Origin of the sequence: Spiroplasma citri (assembly GCF_001886855.1) — a bacterium.
GTDB lineage: Bacteria > Bacillota_I > Bacilli_A > Mycoplasmatales > Mycoplasmataceae > Spiroplasma > Spiroplasma citri.
Map to the genome: position 1 here is coordinate 1019324 of NZ_CP013197.1, position 14238 is coordinate 1033561.

22 protein-coding genes are annotated in these 14238 nt (G+C 22.6%); 20 read left to right on the forward strand and 2 right to left on the reverse strand.

The genetic code is table 4. The features are described from left to right. Nucleotide 1 precedes the first annotated feature (1 nt). From SCITRI_RS05790 to SCITRI_RS05865, 18 genes are all read left to right on the forward strand, one after another. Complete coding sequence (locus tag SCITRI_RS05790) at nucleotides 2-310, forward strand: pentapeptide repeat-containing protein (protein ID WP_071937579.1); 309 nt, start codon at nucleotides 2-4, stop codon at nucleotides 308-310. Then, nucleotides 310-552, forward strand: a complete 243-nt coding sequence (locus SCITRI_RS05795; protein ID WP_071937580.1) for a hypothetical protein — start codon at nucleotides 310-312, stop codon at nucleotides 550-552. The genes SCITRI_RS05790 and SCITRI_RS05795 overlap by 1 nt, the downstream gene beginning before the upstream one ends. Before the next feature lies 1 nt (nucleotide 553). Next, complete coding sequence (locus tag SCITRI_RS05800; RefSeq protein WP_071937581.1) at nucleotides 554-787, forward strand: hypothetical protein; 234 nt, start codon at nucleotides 554-556, stop codon at nucleotides 785-787. A gap of 58 nt (nucleotides 788-845) precedes the next feature. Further along, the gene (locus SCITRI_RS05805) at nucleotides 846-1049 is read left to right on the forward strand and encodes a hypothetical protein (RefSeq protein ID WP_071937582.1); all 204 of its coding nucleotides are present in this window, start codon (nucleotides 846-848) and stop codon (nucleotides 1047-1049) included. Between the two features lie 2 nt (nucleotides 1050-1051). Continuing rightward, a complete protein-coding gene (locus tag SCITRI_RS05810; protein WP_071937583.1) occupies nucleotides 1052-1318 on the forward strand; it encodes a hypothetical protein in 267 nt (88 codons plus the stop codon). After that, on the forward strand, nucleotides 1318-1470 hold the full coding sequence (locus SCITRI_RS10155) for a hypothetical protein (protein WP_155522130.1): 153 nt from the start codon (nucleotides 1318-1320) through the stop codon (nucleotides 1468-1470). The genes SCITRI_RS05810 and SCITRI_RS10155 overlap by 1 nt, the downstream gene beginning before the upstream one ends. 103 nt (nucleotides 1471-1573) lie before the next feature. Further along, nucleotides 1574-2251, forward strand: coding sequence for a hypothetical protein (locus tag SCITRI_RS05815; protein ID WP_071937584.1), 678 nt, complete (start codon nucleotides 1574-1576; stop codon nucleotides 2249-2251). 5 nt (nucleotides 2252-2256) lie between these two features. Further along, entirely contained in the window at nucleotides 2257-2976 is a 720-nt protein-coding gene (locus tag SCITRI_RS05820) for a PD-(D/E)XK nuclease family protein (RefSeq protein WP_071937585.1), read from the forward strand. A 90-nt stretch (nucleotides 2977-3066) separates the two neighbouring features. Next, on the forward strand, nucleotides 3067-3501 hold the full coding sequence (locus tag SCITRI_RS05825) for a single-stranded DNA-binding protein (RefSeq protein ID WP_071937586.1): 435 nt from the start codon (nucleotides 3067-3069) through the stop codon (nucleotides 3499-3501). Then, nucleotides 3492-3734, forward strand: a complete 243-nt coding sequence (locus SCITRI_RS05830) for a hypothetical protein (RefSeq protein WP_071937587.1) — start codon at nucleotides 3492-3494, stop codon at nucleotides 3732-3734. The genes SCITRI_RS05825 and SCITRI_RS05830 overlap by 10 nt, the downstream gene beginning before the upstream one ends. 119 nt (nucleotides 3735-3853) lie before the next feature. Continuing rightward, nucleotides 3854-4708 carry a recombinase RecT gene (locus SCITRI_RS05835; RefSeq protein ID WP_071937588.1) on the forward strand — a complete coding sequence of 285 codons (855 nt, stop codon included), beginning with the start codon at nucleotides 3854-3856 and terminating at the stop codon, nucleotides 4706-4708. Next, nucleotides 4689-5066, forward strand: a complete 378-nt coding sequence (locus SCITRI_RS05840; protein WP_164024015.1) for an HNH endonuclease — start codon at nucleotides 4689-4691, stop codon at nucleotides 5064-5066. Before SCITRI_RS05835 ends, SCITRI_RS05840 begins: the two co-directional genes overlap by 20 nt. Beyond that, entirely contained in the window at nucleotides 5050-5193 is a 144-nt protein-coding gene (locus SCITRI_RS10160) for a hypothetical protein (protein ID WP_155522132.1), read from the forward strand. Before SCITRI_RS05840 ends, SCITRI_RS10160 begins: the two co-directional genes overlap by 17 nt. Nucleotides 5194-5211: 18 nt before the next feature. Next, a complete protein-coding gene (locus SCITRI_RS05845; RefSeq protein WP_071937570.1) occupies nucleotides 5212-5391 on the forward strand; it encodes a hypothetical protein in 180 nt (59 codons plus the stop codon). 368 nt (nucleotides 5392-5759) lie between these two features. Continuing rightward, nucleotides 5760-8141 carry an N-6 DNA methylase gene (locus tag SCITRI_RS05850; RefSeq protein ID WP_071937590.1) on the forward strand — a complete coding sequence of 794 codons (2382 nt, stop codon included), beginning with the start codon at nucleotides 5760-5762 and terminating at the stop codon, nucleotides 8139-8141. A 479-nt stretch (nucleotides 8142-8620) separates the two neighbouring features. Continuing rightward, nucleotides 8621-9124, forward strand: coding sequence for a hypothetical protein (locus SCITRI_RS05855; protein ID WP_071937568.1), 504 nt, complete (start codon nucleotides 8621-8623; stop codon nucleotides 9122-9124). Nucleotides 9125-9126: 2 nt separating this feature from the next. After that, the gene (locus SCITRI_RS05860) at nucleotides 9127-9519 is read left to right on the forward strand and encodes a terminase large subunit domain-containing protein (RefSeq protein ID WP_071937591.1); all 393 of its coding nucleotides are present in this window, start codon (nucleotides 9127-9129) and stop codon (nucleotides 9517-9519) included. Between the two features lie 29 nt (nucleotides 9520-9548). Continuing rightward, on the forward strand, nucleotides 9549-10832 hold the full coding sequence (locus SCITRI_RS05865; protein ID WP_237238201.1) for a terminase TerL endonuclease subunit: 1284 nt from the start codon (nucleotides 9549-9551) through the stop codon (nucleotides 10830-10832). 103 nt (nucleotides 10833-10935) lie between these two features. Here SCITRI_RS05865 and SCITRI_RS05870 read toward each other — a convergent pair whose 3' ends face one another. Beyond that, complete coding sequence (locus tag SCITRI_RS05870; protein WP_147077398.1) at nucleotides 10936-11298, reverse strand: DUF3800 domain-containing protein; 363 nt, start codon at nucleotides 11296-11298, stop codon at nucleotides 10936-10938. Between the two features lie 95 nt (nucleotides 11299-11393). Next, complete coding sequence (locus tag SCITRI_RS05875) at nucleotides 11394-11678, reverse strand: DUF3800 domain-containing protein (RefSeq protein ID WP_071937594.1); 285 nt, start codon at nucleotides 11676-11678, stop codon at nucleotides 11394-11396. A 297-nt stretch (nucleotides 11679-11975) separates the two neighbouring features. On the opposite strand from SCITRI_RS05875, the gene SCITRI_RS05880 reads away from it, so the two are divergent. Together SCITRI_RS05880 and SCITRI_RS05885 are read left to right on the forward strand one after the other, a co-directional pair. Next, complete coding sequence (locus SCITRI_RS05880) at nucleotides 11976-12158, forward strand: hypothetical protein (protein ID WP_071937595.1); 183 nt, start codon at nucleotides 11976-11978, stop codon at nucleotides 12156-12158. Nucleotides 12159-12591: 433 nt separating this feature from the next. Continuing rightward, the gene (locus SCITRI_RS05885) at nucleotides 12592-14235 is read left to right on the forward strand and encodes a hypothetical protein (protein ID WP_071937596.1); all 1644 of its coding nucleotides are present in this window, start codon (nucleotides 12592-12594) and stop codon (nucleotides 14233-14235) included. Nucleotides 14236-14238 lie beyond the last annotated feature (3 nt).

The following is a 14238-nucleotide window of genomic DNA, read 5'->3' on the forward strand; positions in this document are numbered from 1 at the left end:
AGTGAAAACATTAGAAGATATGATTAAAGATTTAACAGGAATAACTGTTGAACAAAATAAAATCAGTAAATATTTAGAAAGTGAAAAATTAGATTTACGATGTGTTAATTTACGTTGGGCTGATTTAAAAGAAGCCGATTTACGTTGGGCTGATTTAAAAGAAGCCGATTTACGTTGGACTGATTTAAAAGGTGCTGTTTTACGAGGTGCTGATTTAAAAGAAGTTGATTTACGAGGTGCTGATTTAAAAAATATTAAAATAACACAACAACAATTAGACCAATTAACTGTTATTGAGGAGAATGAATAATGTTAGAAAAATTAAAAGATTGAATTGAAATATATAATAATAATTTAAAAATTGAAGTTAAAAGTATACAATCAATTATTTTTAAAGGAAAAATAAAAGACTTTAAAGGTTATGAAATTTTTAAGGATTGTAAAATTATTCATAAATCATTAAATGCTAATTTTATTTATTATTACATAAATACATCAACTTTGACTAAGCAACAATTAGACAAATTAACTATTATTGATGAGGAAAAATAGAATGGCTAATACAAGTTGTGGAATTAATTTTAGTGGTCATTATGAATATTTAAGAAAACATTATAAGAAATGCAGTTGTAATTTTAAAGAATATACAAATACAGATCAAATTATTTGTAAATATAATGAAACATCAACAGGAGAATTTGTTAATCAAACTAATTGATGTCAAATATGCAAAGGATGAGTACACCATAATCGTTATTGAGCATTAAAGAAAAAATTTCAAAGATAAATTGCATTATGTATGTGCTAGTTGCCTTATTTCATATTGCTAGTGAGGAAGATTAATAATGTTAGAAAATGAAATTAATTATAAAAATGCTTGATTAACATTTATTGGTGTAAATTGAAATAAATGTAAAAATAAAAAATATAAATGTTATTGAAAAGATAATTCTATTGACATATTAACATTATCAGAATTATATTTTAATTTTTCAAATACAAGTGAACTAAATAATTTATTAATAATTAAGGAAATTGAGGAAGATTAATAATGAATATAGCAGAATCAATTAAATTTGACAAACTAAAAGAAGAACTTGCTGAAAAAGATAAAGAAATTAAAAAACTAAAATCAAAACATTTATTTAAAGAAGATTTTTATTTACTTTGTGAAGAAGATAAATTTACATATGATTGAGAAAGTTTACAAACTGATGAAATAACAATTGAAATGCACTTAAAATATTGTGAAAGTAATAATCATAGATATTGCCTAATTAAAGATATTAATAATTTACCTAGTAAGGAGGATGAATAATGAATATAACAGAAACAATTAAATTTAACAAACTTAAAGAAGAAAATGAAGCACTTAAAGAAGAACTTGATGAATTAAAACAACAAATATTAAAGAAGATTTTGATGCTCAATATTATTGTAGTTATCACGGACATTGAGACCAATGTATAGTTGAAGATGAAGAAGAACCAACAGAAGAACAATTATCAAAGTATATTCTAATTTTAAAAGATAATTCTAAATATTACAAATTACCTAGTAAGGAGGAAAAATAATGGATGTAATAAAAAGCGAAAATCAAATAAATCAAATTATTAAAACAAATAAAGATTTAGATGATTTTAAAAATAAAGATGAATTTATTATCTCAACATTAAAAAAATGTGTGGCAAATAATTTACTATTTTTAAAAAATATTGATAATGATTTAAAAAATTTGAATAATTTAATTAAAAATATTAACAATTTTCAAGTTAATAACAAAAGTGATGCAGATTATGGTACTGAATTAAAAATATTATTAAAATCTACAATTAAAAAAATAATAACTCCAATTGTTAATAATCGATCAGAACTTAAAATAATTGATAGTTTGTATAGATACATTACTAAATCTTTTGAAAAATTAGAAACAGATGTTATTCAAATTGAAATATTGACTAAACAAATTAATTGAATGAATGCGGCTGAAAATCAATTAAAAGAATTAAATAATAATAAAGAAAATAATTTAATTTCTGAAATTTTGAATAAAGAAGACATAAAAGTTAAAGGTTTAAAAACAAGATGAAATTTAAAAATAAATATTATTGATATTGAAAAAGTGCCAGAAAAATTTATTATTAAAACTATTGATGAAGAAGCGATTAAAAAAGCAATTAAAGAAAATAATAATGAAATTCCAAACATTAATGGTTTAGAAATATTATATGAAAAGAAACATCATTTTTAAAGATAATGCAATTTATTAGTAATAATATTAAATTAAAATATAATGTAAATTTTGAAAAAGATAACCATTCTTATTTTATAGATAATATTATTTTCCCTAGCATTACCGCTATTATTAGTTATTTTAATAATACTGAAATTCAATATGATAAATTAATGAAAAATAATGAACTTTTTAAAAAAGCAACAGAAAGAGGAAAAATTATTCATGAGTTTATTTCACGAATTTTATATGATGCAATTTTCCAAACAGAAAATAGAAAAGATTATAAAACAATTATTAAAAATAGTAAAAAAATATCAACAATAAAAGAAAGTTTAAAAATAATTGAGTTATTCTATAATTTTTTTAATAGAATAAAAAACGATTTTATTAAATCAATTATTATGTTTGAAACACCTTTATCCGACGGAAAAGTGTGTGGGGCTCCTGATTTAATTTATTATGAAAATAACAAAGCTATTGTTGTTGATTTTAAAACTTGAAAATACTTTAATGCTGAAAAAATTAATAAAGCAAAAATACAAATTACAGCATATAATTATTTACTTGAAAAAAATAATATTTTTACTAGTAATATTGGTGAAATTTGAATAATTAACGAAAATGGTGTTAATATAAATCGTTTCAATATTACCAATAAATTAAAGTTAGAATGACAAGAAATAATGCATACATTTTTAAAAAATAATTCTAATAAGGAGAAAAGAAACTATGAAAATTAAAAAATATTGTCCCAAATTAAAATATTGAGATTATTGCTTTAAATGCAACAAAGAAAATAAAAAACCAAAACACTAGAAAGGAATATTAATATGAATCAATTTATTGCCATTGGTAGAACAACAAAAGATATTGAAATTAAAAGAACACAAAATGGTAAAGAATATGCCATGTTTCAATTAGCAGTAACAAGACCACATTCAACCCAAAAAGAAACTGATTTTATTCCTTGTCAAGTTTGAAATAAACAAGCAAGTGTATTACAGCAATATTGTCAAAAAGGTAGTCAAATTGCAATTACAGGTATTTTACAGTCTTTTAAAGACAAAGAAAATAAAACACAATGAGCGGTAAGAGTTTATAGTTGTCAATTTTTACAAACTAATAATAATTTAAAAAATAGTACACCTCCCATAACACCCACAAAAATAAATCAGACCCAATCAGCAACAAGAAATATTCGTTTAGAAGAAATAGAAGCAAATAAATCATTTGAAAATAATGATGATGCGATTTTATGAGATTAAATATGAAAACTAATAAATATATTTTATGTTATCGTTCTGAAAAAGGTAAACGACCATGTAAAACTTATTTTGGTGAATATATAACTGGTATTGATGTTGAAGATGTCAATATTAATTCAACTTGGGAATGAGAATATTTTAAAAAAAATTATGGCGAAAATAACTTAGTTATTTGTAAAGATGATAAGTTAGATCTAATTTTAGAAAGAAAAAAATATAATGAAAAAATGTAATAAATATCGTAATCATTTTTTAAAATGTAAAAATATAAAATTATGCTTTTTTACAAAATTACATAAATATAATTGCTATTCGTGTTATTTGTGAAAAATAAAAAAGGAGAAAAAATAAAATGAATAATAAAATTGAATTAATATTAAATAATTCAAAAGTTAATAATTGAATTAATGAAAAATTAACAAATCAGAAAGAAATTAATTTATTTCGTAAAAATATCTTAACAATTTATAATAATAATCCCAGTTTATTTGATAAAGAAAAAATAAATTTAATGAGTGTTTTATCTGCTTGTGTAAAAGCAATGTTATTAGATTTACCGTTAGATCCCAACTTAGGATATGCCTATATTGTTCCATATAATGGAAAAGGACAGTTGCAAATTGGTTATAAGGGTTATATTCAGTTAGCAATCCGAACAGGAAAATATTTAACAATAAACGCAATAGAAGTAAAACAAGGTGAATTATTAAATTTTGATGAATTAGAACAAGAATACAATTTTAAATGAATAACCAACGAAAATGAACGAACAAAAAAAGAAACAATCGGATATGTTGCGTTTTTTAAACTACTAAATGATTATAAAAAAACTTTATATTGAAGTAAAGAAAAATGCGAAAATCATTTTAAAACATATTCTAAGAATTATCAAACTTACGGAAAATTTACGGCTGGAAGTTATGAGGGAATGGCACTTAAAACAGTATTAACCCAGCTTTTAAGAAAATGAGGTATTATGTCAGTTGAAGTGCAAGAAGCCTATCAACATGATCAAGCAATAATTATTAATAACAGCAAAGAGTTTAGTGATAATCCTAACATAAAAAATAAAGAAGATAACAATGTTATTGAATTAAATAACAAAAAAGATGAATTAAATCTAAATTTAGAACAAGAATTTAGCAGTAATGAAATAAATGATGATGAAGAAATTGCTAAAACTGTTGATGAAATGTTTTCTGATTAAGAAAATGAAAAATAATTGAAAAGATTATGATAAAAATCGTCCAATTAGACATAAATTTTATCGCAATAAAAAATGAGTAAAAATAAGAAACGATTATTTTAATAGCAAAATGGGAATGTGTGAACGATGTTATCAAAAAGGATATATAGTTAATGGCGTTATTGTTCACCACAAAGAATATATTACCGATCAAGATTTTATTAATTGAAACATTGATAAACTTTTTGCTTGAAAAAATTTAGAACTATTATGTATGAAATGCCACAATAAAGAACACAAAACCGAAAAAGGATACCGCGATAATGTCATAATTGACGAAGAAACTGGCAAAGTAAAAATAATTGATAAAGAAGAATAAAGACTTTGCTAAAGCAAGCAAAGTTGTTTCAGAAACACAACTTTATAAACAAGCTGGTAATAGCATTGTGATTGATGTATTAGAAAAGATTTTTATAAAAATGTTTAAAACAGAAAAGAAAAATTAACAAAGGAAGTGAAAAAAAATGAATAGTTATAAAATAATAATAGGATATTATAATAAAATTTGTTCTGTTTGTAATAAAGAAATTCCAATTATTTTTACCCAAGCAGGATTATTAAAAATTAATGAAAATGAAAATCAATTACTTTATAATGGACATTTTAAATGTATAAAAAATAAGTATGATAAGATTAATTTATAAATATTAAAATAAGGAGAAAAATTATGGCCAATGAAAGAAAAACAAATTAAAATAATATGGTCTTTATATCCAAATATTAAAGATAAATAAAGTGGTAAAACATATTATGAATATTTTTCTAGTGAAAATATTCAAAGTTCTAATCAACTAAAACAAGAGTTATTAGATAAAGAAAAAAAATATTAGAATTAAAACTTAAATTAGCAACTTAAATTAGCTGAAATAGAAAAAAATAGATAAATTTTATATATTTTTTAATGTAATTGTATTTAATGTAATTGTAATAATGAATTATTTATTATAATGTATGGCATAAGTATGATATTATAAATTAGTAAATTTATTTTGTTAAAATAAGGAGTCAAATTATGGCAAATGAAAGAATTACAGAAAATATAGTGCGCGATAAGTTACAAAGGTTAAATTATTATAGTAATAATGATATAGTTATTGATGAACAAATTTCGAGTAATGAAAAAATTAAAGATTTGCTTAAGTTTTCTAGTAAACAAGGTATAGGTAATGGTAAGCCTGAATTTATAATTTGACATAAAACTAAAGAATTAGTAATCATTATAGAATGTAAGTCATTGTCTAAATTTCATATAAGTGAAAATTTAGATTCTCCAAAAGAATATGCTGTTGATGGCGCATTACATTATGCACGTAATTTAAAAGATAATTATAATGTTATTGCTTTAGGAGTAAGCGGTCAATCCTTAGATGATATTAAAATTTCTGCATATTCTTGATTAAAGAATGATAAAAGGTATATTCCAAGAAAGTTTAATGATTTAGTAAGTTTTGATGAATATTTATCTATTTTTGAAATTTCAAAAAAACCAATTAGTGAAAATGAACTAATTAAATATTCCAGAGAATTACACAATGCAATGAGAGACGAAGCAAAATTAAAAGAAACAGAAAAGCCTTTATTAGTATCTGCACTTTTATTAGCTTTAGATAATGATGGATTTAGAGCACAATATAAATCTATTTTAGATGGTAATATTCTTGCTCGTACTATAATAATCTTTATTGAAGAAGCTTTAAAAAATTCAAATTTAGATAATACTAAAATATCAGTATTAAAAAGAGAATTTGAAGGAGTTGTTAATAAACAAGAACTATTGAATGGCAAAATTGTTTTAACAGATTCATCATATAATAATCTATTGTTTAAATTTTTAAGTGATTTAGAAGAAAAAGTATATCCATTTATGAAAGAAATTAGAAACATTGATTTGGTAGGTAAATTTTATTCTGAATTTGTTAGATATACTGGTGGAGATGGAAAAGGACTTGGTATAGTATTAACTCCAAAACATATAACTACACTATTTGCCAAATTGGCAGATGTTAATTATAAATCAACAGTTTTAGATATTTGTGTTGGAACTGGTGGGTTTTTAATCGCTGCCTTAGAAAAAATGTTTAATGATAAATCAAAGGATTTATCTGTTGAAGAAATTAATAGTATATATTCAAAAAAATTAATAGGGTATGAATCACAAGACGATATTTTTGCGCTAGCTTGTTCTAATATGATAATTAGAGGGGATGGCAAAACAAATTTATTTTGTAAAAATTCTTTGTTAGAAAATTCAAAAGATATTAATAAAAAATTCAATACTAATGTGGGTTTAATAAATCCTCCCTATTCTCAAAAAAAAGAGGATGAAAAAGAATTAAAATTTGTGTTACATATGTTAGATTCTTTATCTAAAGGAGGCATTGGTGTAGCAATTGTGCCGGTTTCTACTATATTATCAACGAATAAAAAGGCTACTAATACATTGCTAAAACAAAAAATTTTAGAGAATCATAAATTAGAAGCTGTAATATCTATGCCAGAAGAATTATTTTATCCAACTGCCACAGTAACATGCATATTAGTATTTAGAGCATGAGAAAAAAATGATAAAACTATTTTATATTCATTAAAAGATGATGGTTTTAAAAAAGTAAAATATATTGGTCGAATGGACATGGGCAATTGAGAAAAAATTGAAAAAACATGCTTAGATGCAATAAAAAATAAGGATGTATCTAATAATTTCACAACTAAGTTGCTTGAATTAAAATATTATGATGAGTGATTGCCAGAAGCTTATATTGATAGTAATTATACTAAATTATCTAAAAAACATTTTATAAGAACAATTAAAGAATATGCTACATTTTTATTTAATTCAGAACAAATTAAAGTTGCTTCTGCAGATTCATTAATCAATGAGAAATATGAAATTAATTTTGATGATTGAAGATTTTTTAATTTAGGTGATGAAAATATTTTTTTAATTAATCGAGCAAAAGGAGTTAAAGTCAATGATTATGAAGAAGGAAATAAAATACCATTTGTTACAACTACATCTTCAAACAATGGTATTATTAAATATGTGGATGAACAAGAAATTAATGATTTAAATTGTAAGAATGTTATAACTATTGCTAATAATGGTTCTGTTGGAGAAAGTTTTTATCAAAATTCAGATTTTTTAGCAACTAGTGATGTTACAATTTTAAAAACTATTAAGTATAAAATGAATCCTTTTTTAGCTATGTTTTTATGTACTATGATAAAATGAGAAAAATTTAGATTTAATTATGGGAGAAAATGAGGAATAGATAGAATGAAACAAAGTTATATTTTCTTACCAAGTATAAAAGTAGATGATCAATATGTACCTGATTTTGAATATATGGAATTATTTATTAAGTCTTTAATTTATTCTAAACATATTATTTAATTATATAAATAATAAAAAATATTGTTATACTTATATTGTAAAACTTTATAGTGAATATTGTTTTTAATGCTAGACATCTGATAATTTTATGTGAAAGATTAAATAATCTTTTGTATTTGCTTGTTGGGTATCTTTTTTGTTTAAGAATTACAAGATATATTGAATTACTTATTTTATTTAATTTTTGTTGTTTTTTATTTTTCATATATAGAATATATTATTAAATATTTATTTTTTAAAATTAATATTTATATATTTTTATTTGACAAATATTTTTAATGACGGTATCATCACGGTGTAATTAGTTATATAAATATTAATTTTATTTTACTTATATACCCCCTATAAGTCCTTTAAAATAAGGACTTTTTGGGTTCCGATGTGGTGGGGTTCCGTGTACACTTTTTTTAATTTTGAAAAAAACCGCACTTTTATACTAAAAATAATAAAAAACCCCGTAAATAAAGGAGTTTTTATAAATGAATGAGTTAAAAAATAGCAAAAAACAAGCAAAAAATAGCCAAAATTTAACAAAAAATGCCCCTTTTTTGACAAAAAATGAAAGCATTTTAACAAAAGAAAACAATAACTTAAACCAACAAAAAAACCTTTTAAATTGAGAAAAAGATAAAGAAAAATTAATAAATAAATATAAACGATTTTTAAAAGAAAAAAATGTTATTTTAGATATTATTAAACTTGATTTTTTAGAAGAATTTTGTACCCTTAAATTAACTTTAAATAACATTAATAATGAAATCCAAACCTTAATTAATGACGGTAAATTATTTTCTGAAACCGATAATAATCGTGGAAAACCAAAAGAAGTAAGACACCCCGCTTTAATTTCTTATGGACAAGCATATAAAGATTATAAAGCTGGATATGAAATAATAGAACAATGAATAAAAATAGCTAATCAAAAAGATAATTCCGATACTTTTAATTTTAATAATTTATATGATAATTCAGAGGAAAAATAAGAATGCAAGCAAATAATGAAAAAACAAATTTAGAACTATATTATGAATGAATAAATAAAAACTCCAATAAAAATAAAGTTGGAATAAAAATTAAAAAAATTGTTTCCACATTAGTAAAAGAATTAAAATCAAATAAAGATTATTATTTTAATCACAAAGAAGCAAATAAAACAATTAGCTTTATTGAAAAATCTTGCTTTCATACAACTGGAGAATATAATAAACAAAATTTTAAATTAGAATTATGGCAAAAAGCATTTTTAGAAGCATTATATGGTTTTTATGATAAAAAAACAAATTTAAGAAGATTTAAAGAAGCACTCTTAATTGTCGGAAGAGGAAATGAAAAAACCGCCCTTGCTTCTGCAATCGCTTTAAAAAGTTTAATTTTATAGATAATGAAGCAAATGCCGAACTTTATTCTATTGCAACCAAACGAGATCAAGCAAAAAGAGTTTATGAAGAAATGCGACGAATGATTTTTATTAATCCTAACTTAAATAAAATTTTAAAAGTTAAGCGAGATAAAATAGAGTTTATACATAATAATTCTTTTTTTCAACCACTATCATCAGAAACAAAAACATTAGATGGTTTAAACCCCTATTTTGTTGTTTTAGATGAAGTAGCAATGATGGAAAAGCGTGACATTTATGATGTTATGCGAACAGCAACCGCAAAAAGAAAAGATTATTTAATGTTATTAATAACAACCAATGGATCTATTAGAGAAAATATTTTCGATGAAAGATATTCTTATGCTGAGAAAGTTTTAGAAAACACAATAAAAGATAATAAATTTTTACCTTGAATTTATGAACTTGATGAAAGAAATGAATGAAAAAATTTTAACAATCTTTATAAAGCTAATCCAAATTTGGGTATTTCTAAATATATTGATAATTTTAAAGCCGAATGACAAGAAGCATTAATTACACCAACTCAACAACCAAATTTTTTAATTAAACATTGTAATTTAAAAAGCAATTTAGATAGTGCCCTTTTTAGTCGATTAGATTTAGAAACTAAAAATAATAAAATTATTAATACCGATGAATACTTAATAAAAAATAGAATTTGTACTATTGGAATTGATTTATCAAAAACAAACGATCTAAGTGCAGTTGTATTTTTAATCCCAAATTTAGACACAAATGAATTTATATTATTATCACAATTTTTTATGCCAGAAGCAAGAATAATTGAAAAAACAACAGAAGATAAAATACCATATAAACTTTACCAAGAACAAGGAATATTAGCATTATGCAAAGGAGAAGAAATCAACATTAGTGAAATTGTTAATTATATTATAAATATAATGAAAAAATATAATTTAATTTGTTATGGTATAGGATATGATACTTTTAACTCATATCTTTTAAAACAACATTTAGATAATGCAGGATTTTATCTTATAAATAATTTAATTAGATTTGGAGTAAGAACAATTAGCCCAATTATAAAAGCCCTTAAATTAGAATTTGATGACAATAAATTTGTTTTTAATCAAAACCCATTATTAAAATTACACTTTAATAATGTTGATGTTCTTATTGATGAAGAAAAAGAAAATATGATGCCAATTAAAAGATCAAAAAACAAAAGGATTGATGGATTTATTGCTCTTCTATTTGCTTATAAAATCTTTCGCGATAATAAAGACCGAATTTATATTGAATTATATAAAATATATTCTCAAAAATAAAAAAGAGATTATTAAATCTCTTTTTTAGGTGGGGAAACAAACAATGCTCTTACCGATAGCGGACAAGTCCATACGGCCCACCTATGATTATATTATATACTATTTATCATTCATTTCAAGGGTGTTTAACTTCAAAAATATTTTCATCATCATTTTCAATTAAAAAATAAGAAAAAAAATCATTATTATTTCTTTCAAAATTTCTTCAAACAGCATTTGCTCAAAAATCCGATCCTTGTAAAATGAAATTTTTTTTAGAATCAACTATTTGTAATTCATAATTAATTTTTTTAAATTTTAAATAAGGATGCATATTGTTAAAATAATTATTTCATTCATCAAAAGTAAAATTAAAATTATCAATATCTATAATAATTTTTACATTTGATTTATTTTTTATTTTTAGTTTTTTAATTATTTCAGAAACTAAACTTGATATTAAATAAGTTTTTTGTATTTCATACATTTTTTTTCTATCTTTTTTTATTAGTCTTTTAATTTTATCCTTATTTGAATCTTGAATATTTTCTAGCATATAATTATAATTATATTCAATTTCTTTTAATTTATAATATTTTTTTTATTGGCAACTATATATGCTTTTGAGTAAGAAAAATTAATTATTATATCATAAAATGAATTTCTAGCTCCTCGATTTATTTTTTCACTAGCTTTTTTTTCGGCTATTTTACCAAATTTACTTTGTAAATTATTTTTTCATTTTGTTTCAAATTCAACAACTTTATTAAAATCATTAAAAATTAATGCACCATATACAAAATAACTTTCCTTACTAGTTAAATAAATATTGCCACTATCATCTATAAAAATATAATAATTATTCATATATTTAAATCCTTTTAAAAATTTTTATTAATGTATTTTCTTTTTTAATTTATTATTATCCCTATATATTATAAATTTAATTAAAAAATATTTTTTTGTTAAAATTATTTAATTTTACACTAGTTGATTTTATCATTGTTATATTTTAAAGACAATATAAATTGTCTTTTTTTATTTGACAAATATTTTTAATGACGGTATCATCACGACGACAATAAATGATGGGGTTAATTATTATTGTTAAGGCTGGTGATTTTTTATGTTAGATAATAATGAAAATAATAAGGTGGTTAAATTATGGCAATAGTTTTAAAAACATTTCCTAATTGTAATGTAGAAGCGTGTGATGATGGAATTATTCAAGATTTTTTTGTTAGTTTTTTTGTTAAAGATAAAAATATTATTTTTTTAAACGAAGAAAAAGAGTTAATAAAAGACACCTTGGAAATAAAGTTGTTTTTAATCATACATATATATTAATTTATGGGCGAATTATTGAAATTGAAGAAGATACAGAATATGAATTACAAGCAACCAATAGAAATTCAATTAAAAAAATTATTTTTAATATTAATTTAAGAACAAAAAAGAACGAAATTAAAATACTAACAAACGAATTATTAAATGAAAGTAATTTATCATGAGAAGATATTAAAAATGAAGAATGAAGCTATGATATTGAATTATTTACTTATCAATTACAAAATAACACAATTTACAATATAAAAGAAAATCAAAAATATTGAGAAGACTTAAAACCACACACAAAACTAAACAACGATCTAAACAATAATTTTAACAACTTTGAAGAAACAATGAATAAAAACATGATTGCTAATAACGCATTACATAGTGAATGAGATAAAACATCTAACAAATTAGAAAAAAATATTTATAAAAGAGAGGTAAAAAAATGGCATTTAGATTTATAACATTTGACAATACAGAAGATTATTTAACAGACCGCGACCAAGCAATATACTATGATTTTTTGTTAAGAAACCAAACAATCCCCTACTATGCTAATAAAGAATTAAGCAATAAAAACGCTATAAACTTATTAGGGAATAGCGATAATTATAACGAAGAAATGTTAAAACTATGTGATAACAATTCAACTGGTTTTTTATTTTACGGATTTGGCGAACAAGAAAAATTAGAAGCAGAATTCAAATATGAAGACAACGGAATTCAAGTAAAAATAAAAACAAAAAAAGGAAACAAAGAAATACCATTTTTTTATTTAAGCATTTGCGGAAGAATGATTAAAGTAGAAAACAACACCACAAACGATATCAACGACTTAATTCCCTATGCAAAAAACCAAGCAGAAACAACAACAACAACAATATTTTTAACAATTAAAATAGATATGTCAAAAGCACCATTAGTATATCCAATCCCCGATATAGACAACCCCGATGAAAAATACCAATATATTAATAAAAAATTTATTGAAAGTTTAGGTGAAAACAAAAGCGAACAAATTGAAAAATTAACAGAATTATTAGAACAATGCCCCATTAACACTAAAATTGACGAAGTTGAACCAAGCGGAATTGACAATAAATTCTATTTTGAAAAAACCAACGAAGAAGAAAACAAACCATGAAAAAATATTAAAAGTGCCATGACTTGAAACGATAATTCAAAAACAATAGCAACCGCCATAATCGATAACATTAATCAAGTAAATAATTTTAAATACCAAGCAATTTATCAAAATAAATGTGCTAGCGAATATTTTGTATGAACAGACAAAGGAAGATTAATCCAAGATAACTTAAACACAAGACATAAAGACGGAATTTATGAATTCCCTATTCTTAGTTTTAATTTACCCCTAAAAGGCGAAAAAATAAAATCCTTTAATTGAGAATATACCGCACGAGTTCCCATTCGTTATCAATCAATCAAAGACCCCAACAATTTTATTAATTTTTGTGAATATACCCAAGAAAAAAAGGAAGAATTCAATAAAAAATGAAATAAAGAAATGGAAAAAATGAATCAAAAAACAGCACAACTAGACAAAAGAATTAGAGAAATGCCCTACAAAATAGAAAGCAGTGCCAAATATGTCAAAAGCAGATTAAAAGAAATGACACCAGACGAACAACCTTTTAATCAAGTTGATAATAAATATTATTTTGTTGTGTGGCGTGGCAATGAAAATGATGTTTGAGAAATTGTTAAGTTTAAAAATGATACAAAATTAGAAGATAAAAAAGATAAAAAAATAGATTTTAAAAGTGATTATGAATTATTTTTGTATAAAGCTCCATATTTTTCGGTAGATTTAATAATTAATAAAATTAATAACCCTGTCTCTATTGTTCAATGACGAGAATATATAAAAAATAAAAATTATTTTAAAGCAGTTTATCGTTGAAATGGTGGAGAAGAATGATCACCGATATTAAAATATGATGGTGGGATGATTAAATTTTGAGTATGAAAAGATTTTAAAACATGAGATAAAGCACAGCGTGGTATTGTGACAACGGCCGCTATTGGTTTAATAGCATTTGGAAGTTGAAAACCATTAATTTGATAATAA